The sequence below is a fragment of the Lamprobacter sp. genome (genome assembly GCF_034860625.1).
In the GTDB taxonomy this organism is placed as follows: domain Bacteria; phylum Pseudomonadota; class Gammaproteobacteria; order Chromatiales; family Chromatiaceae; genus Lamprobacter.
In genome coordinates this window covers 1-1,430 of record NZ_JAYESN010000507.1, presented here as the reverse complement: position 1 = coordinate 1,430, position 1,430 = coordinate 1, and the positions used below count along the sequence as shown (strand labels likewise).

The 1,430-nt window shown below is 67.6% G+C and carries 1 protein-coding gene; it reads left to right on the top strand.

What is annotated here, in order from left to right; genetic code table 11:
- Positions 1-16: 16 nt before the first annotated feature.
- On the top strand, positions 17-1,430 hold a 1,414-nt coding region (locus VBE63_RS29290), incomplete at its 3' end, for an efflux RND transporter permease subunit (RefSeq protein ID WP_323686494.1).

Genomic DNA, 1,430 nt, shown 5'->3' with positions numbered 1-1,430 from the left:
AGATGTCGAGCAGGCCTTGCGCGCCCGCAACCTGGAGCTACCCGCCGGACGGTTGATCAGCGACACCCGCGAGCTGACGCTGCGCACCATGACCGAACTCGAGCGTCCACAGGCCTACCGCGACCTGATCCTCGCCGAGCGCGACGGCGCCGAGATCCGCCTCGCCGAGGTCGCCGAGGTCGAATACGGCCCAGAGAGCTATCGCACCGCGGTGCGGCTCAACGGCGAGGACGCCATCGGCCTTGGGGTCGTGCGCCAGTCGGGCTCCAATCTGGTTGCGATCTCGACCGAGGTTCGCGCCGAGCTCGAGGCCCTCTCCGCGCGCATCCCCGACAGCGTCTCGGTGAACATTCCCTATGACGCTGCCACCTTCGTCGAGGCCTCGATCGGTCAGATCCTGAATACCCTCCTGCTGACCATCGCCCTGGTCATCCTGGTGGTGTTCCTCGCGCTGGGCTCGTGGCGGGCGACATTGGTGCCGACGGCGACCATTCCGGCGTCGGTCGTCGGCGCCTTCATCCTCCTCTGGGCACTGGGCTACTCGATCAATGTGCTGACGCTACTGGCGCTGATCCTGGCCATCGGCATGCTGGTCGACGATGCGATCGTCGTCGGCGAGAACGTGTTTCGCTTCTCGGAGCAAGGCAAGCCGCGGTTATTAGCGGCCGACCTCGGCGCCGGCGAGGTCGCGTTCGCGGTCATCGCCACGACGGTGGTGCTGCTCGCGGTGATCACCCCCCTGGGCTTTCTGAGCGGCGATTCGGGTCGGCTGTTCAGCGAGTTCGCGGCCGGGCTCGGCGGCGCGCTCGGACTCTCGAGCCTGATCGCGCTGACCATCGGGGTGAGCGTCGCCTCGAAGCTGATCGATGCCGAGCGCATCGAGGCCAGCCCCCTGAGCCGTCGCGTCGGCGGCCTGTTCGAGTCCCTGAGCCAGGGCTACCTAAGCTTGCTCAAGGGCGTGCTCGCGGTGCGCTGGCTGGTGGTGCTCTTGGCCCTGCTGTTGCTCGGGGCCACCGTCTGGCTCTATCGCGAGCTGCCGCGTGAGCTCTCGCCCCGCGAGGATCGTGGCACCGTCTTCATCCCGGTCGAGGCGCCGGAGGGCACGACGCTCGACGCCATGGTCGAGATCCTCGAACAGATCGAAGCGGAGCTGCAGCCATTGACCGAGGAGGACGGCCCCGCCGAGCATGTGATCTCGTTGGTGGCGCCGCGCAGTGCCGGCGAGGGCCCGGTCAACAGCGCCATCGTCATCCTCAAGCTCAAGCCTTGGCGCCACCGTGAGCAGAGCCAGTTTGCCGTCACCGAGCAACTGCTGCCCAAGCTTGCCGGGATCGCTGGTGCGCAAGCCTTCGCGGTCAATCCGCCCAGCCTCGGCGGCGAAGGCTTCGAGCAGCCGGTGCAGATGGCCATCACCGGACCCAACCTCGACG